At 71.2% G+C, this 3,269-nt stretch carries 3 protein-coding genes; 1 reads left to right on the top strand and 2 read right to left on the bottom strand.

The genetic code is table 11. The annotated features are described in order from the left end of the window. Positions 1 to 167 precede the first annotated feature (167 nt). Positions 168 to 908: a glucose 1-dehydrogenase gene (locus AB7F93_RS14105; protein ID WP_428303545.1), complete on the top strand. Its 741-nt coding sequence runs from the start codon at positions 168 to 170 to the stop codon at positions 906 to 908. A gap of 24 nt (positions 909 to 932) precedes the next feature. Here AB7F93_RS14105 and AB7F93_RS14100 read toward each other — a convergent pair whose 3' ends face one another. Both AB7F93_RS14100 and AB7F93_RS14095 read right to left on the bottom strand, forming a co-directional pair. Continuing rightward, the gene (locus tag AB7F93_RS14100) at positions 933 to 2,519 is read right to left on the bottom strand and encodes a right-handed parallel beta-helix repeat-containing protein (protein ID WP_428303544.1); all 1,587 of its coding nucleotides are present in this window, start codon (positions 2,517 to 2,519) and stop codon (positions 933 to 935) included. A gap of 421 nt (positions 2,520 to 2,940) precedes the next feature. Next, a partial coding sequence (locus tag AB7F93_RS14095) for an ATP-binding cassette domain-containing protein (protein WP_428303543.1) occupies positions 2,941 to 3,269 on the bottom strand: 329 nt, incomplete at its 5' end.

Genomic DNA, 3,269 nt, shown 5'->3' with positions numbered 1-3,269 from the left:
GGCCGCCGAGCAGCTCGCGCACGTCGACCCAGGCCTTCACGAACGGCGGCAGCCGCGCCAGCTCCAGCGCGACCGGCTTGTCTTCCCAGGCGTGGCTGATGAACACCCGCATGGCAGCCACTCTAGGCGCCGCGCAGAATTCCCGCAATGCAAGGGGAGGACCGGCAATGAGACTGCAAGGCAAGGCCGCGATCGTCACCGGCGGCGGCTCGGGATTCGGCGAAGGCATCGTGCGCAAGTTCGTCGCCGAGGGCGCGCGGGTGATCGTGGCCGACCGCGACGCATCGGCCGCCCGTCGCGTGGCCGACGCCACCGGCGCGGTGGCGCTGTCCGTCGACGTCGCCCGCGCCGACGACGCGAGGCGCATGGTCGACGCCGCCTTCGAGCACTTCGGTGCGCTCGACATCCTCGTCAACAACGCCGGCGTCGGCCACCTGCCGCAGCCGCTGGAGGGTCTGGCGGAGGACGAATTCGACCGCATCGTCGCGGTCAACATGAAGGCGATCTACCTGGCTGCGCGCGAGGCGGTGCCGCGCATGAAGGCGGCCGGCCGCGGCGTGATCCTCAACATGGCCAGCACCGCTGGCGTGAGCCCGCGGCCGCGGCTGACCTGGTACAACGCCAGCAAGGGCTGGGTGATCACCGCCACGCGCTCGATGGCGGTGGAGCTGGCGCCCTTCGGTATCCGCGTGGTGGCGCTCAACCCGGTGGCCGGCGAGACGCCGCTGCTGGCCACCTTCATGGGCGGCGACACGCCCGAGACGCGTGCGAAGTTCCTCGCCACCATTCCGCTCGGCCGCTTCTCGACGCCGGAGGACCTGGGCAACGCCGCCTGCTTCCTGTGCAGCGACGAGGCCTCGATGATCACCGGTGTGGCGATGGAGGTCGACGGCGGGCGTTGCGTGTAGCGCTGTCCCGCCGCCGATCCGGGCTCAGCGTGGCCCGTACACCGGCATGGGCGCGCCGAGTTCGTAGGCGCCGGCATCCGGCGCGCTGCCGGCGAAGCCATCGTTGATGCCCGGGATCACCAGGCCCACGTCGACCGCGCCACCGCCGCTGGCCAGCCGCAGGTCGGGCGGTGCATAGCGTGTCATCGGCGCCGACGGAAAGGCGATCTGGCCGGCGAAGGCGTCCATTCCCACCTGCACCGCCTGCTTCTCGCTCGTCGCCGAACGCAGCTGCGCCAGGCTCGAGAACGACAGGCTGCCGATGCGGCCCGAGAAGCTGGCCGCGGTGGAACCGAGCGCATCGTGGTTGAGGTCGGAGCTGCCGACGTTCAGCGTCGACACGTCGATCACCCGGCCGCTGCCGTTGGAGTAGCCGCCGTAGGTGCCGCCGGGGCCGCCGATCAGCAGGTTGTTGCGGCTGTACAGCGCCACCACCGGCACGCCGGCATACACGCCGAGGGCGTCGCCGGACTTGATGACGGTGTTGTGCAGCAGCACGTCGCCGTAGCTCTCGCGATAGAGCTTGAAGGCCACGTGCGCGACGTTGTAGAGCACGTTGCGCACGAAGTAGGTCGGCCCGCCCAGGCCGGGCTGCGACGACAGGCCGACGAACGAGTTGGTGATGCGGTTGCGCATGATGCGGCAGTTGTGCTGGCAGAAGTCCGCCTCCACGCCGTCGTCGGCCGCCACGTCGATGTCGTTGTTGAGCACGTCGATGCTGTGCTGGTCGACCGCCTCGCTGCCCTCGAGGAAGGAGACGCCGTCGCGGAAGCCGACCACGCGGTTGTTCTGGATCACGTGCCCCGGGCCGGTCACCGCGATGCCTTCGCCGAGGTTGTTGCCGTTCACGCCCAGCGAGCTGTCGGCCCAGGTGGTGGTGCCGTTGAGCACGTTGTCGGCGATGTAGGCGTTCTCGGCACGCAGGTACGACACGATGCCGTCGCCGGCCAGCGCGGAAGTCGCGTTGATCGTGCAGCGCGTGATCACCATGTGGTTCGTGCCGTTGAAGCGGATGCGGCCGTTGACCGTCAGGCCGTCCAGGTGCACGTGCTGCCGGTTGAACAGGCCGAACTCGCCGTTGATCACCGCCGCGCCGCGCGTGGCCGAGCGGATCACGATCGGCTTGCCTTCGCTGCCGTCCCGCGTCCAGTTGATGGCGGAGTAGGGGCCGGCCGCCAGTTCGATGATGTCGCCGGGCTGGGCTGCGTTCATCACCGAGGCGAGCGTGGACGGGGTGGCGGCACGAACCGGCGCGCCGGCCATCGGGGCCGGCACCGCCCGGGTTCGTGCGGTGACCACGCGCTGTTCCGAGCCGCCCTCGGGGTCCGTCAGGCTCAGCTCGACCTCGTAGGTCGTCGCCGGTTGCAGGCCGAAGATGCTGCCCGTGTGGCGGGTGGTCCAGCTGAACCCGGAGGTCGATCCGGCGGCCGTGCGGCGCAGCGGCATGCCGGTGATCCACGTTGCGCTGCCTTGCGCTCGGTAACGAACCGACACCTGCGAATTGGCGTTGGCGTCGCCGCTGAAGGCCCATTGGACGGTGAGGTTCTCAAGCGTCGGCGACGGCAGGGTCACGGTGCCGGCCGCCGTCGCGTTGGCGCCGCCGGGCGCCGGGGCCGGAGCCGGCGCGGGTGCGGGTGCAGGCGCGGGTGCGGGGGCGGGGGCGGGGGCGGGGGCGGGTGCAGGCGCGGGTGCGGGTGCGGGTGCGGGTGCGGGTGCGGGTGCCGGAGCTGGGGCCGGAGCAGGCGCGGGGGCCGGAGCAGGCGCTGGGGCCGGAGCAGGCGCCGGCGACCCCGCCGTGGGGTCGGCGGCATCATCGGAGCCGCCACAGGCGCTGACCAGCCCCACCAGCAGGGCCAGTGAGGTGGTTCGCAGCATGTGGAGGGAAGGCACGTCTCGCATCGTCGGGTCCTGGCAATTCCTGGGCGAGCCCGGAGTCTGACCAGCGATGCGCCGTGCCGGTAAGCAAACGTGAAGCGGCACCCGGCCGCGGAGCTCAGTGCAGCGCCGACAGGAACTGGCGCAATTCCGCGCTCTGCGGGGCCCCGAACAGCTGCTCGGGCGGGCCCATCTCGTGGATGCGGCCCGCATGCATGAAGACCACGCGGTCGCTGACCTTGCGTGCGAAGTTCATCTCGTGCGTCACCATCAGCAGCGTCATGCCCTCGTCGGCCAGCGACTCCACCACGCGCAGCACCTCGCCCACCAGCTCGGGGTCGAGCGCCGAGGTGATCTCGTCGCACAGCAGCACCGAGGGCGCCATCGCCAGCGCGCGGGCGATCGCCACGCGCTGCTGCTGGCCGCCGGAGAGCTGGTCGGGCCAGG

The organism is Immundisolibacter sp., assembly GCF_050250495.1.
Lineage (GTDB): Bacteria > Pseudomonadota > Gammaproteobacteria > Immundisolibacterales > Immundisolibacteraceae > Immundisolibacter.
The sequence above is the reverse complement of the archived record's forward strand: the minus strand, read 5'-3'. Positions and strand labels throughout refer to the sequence as shown.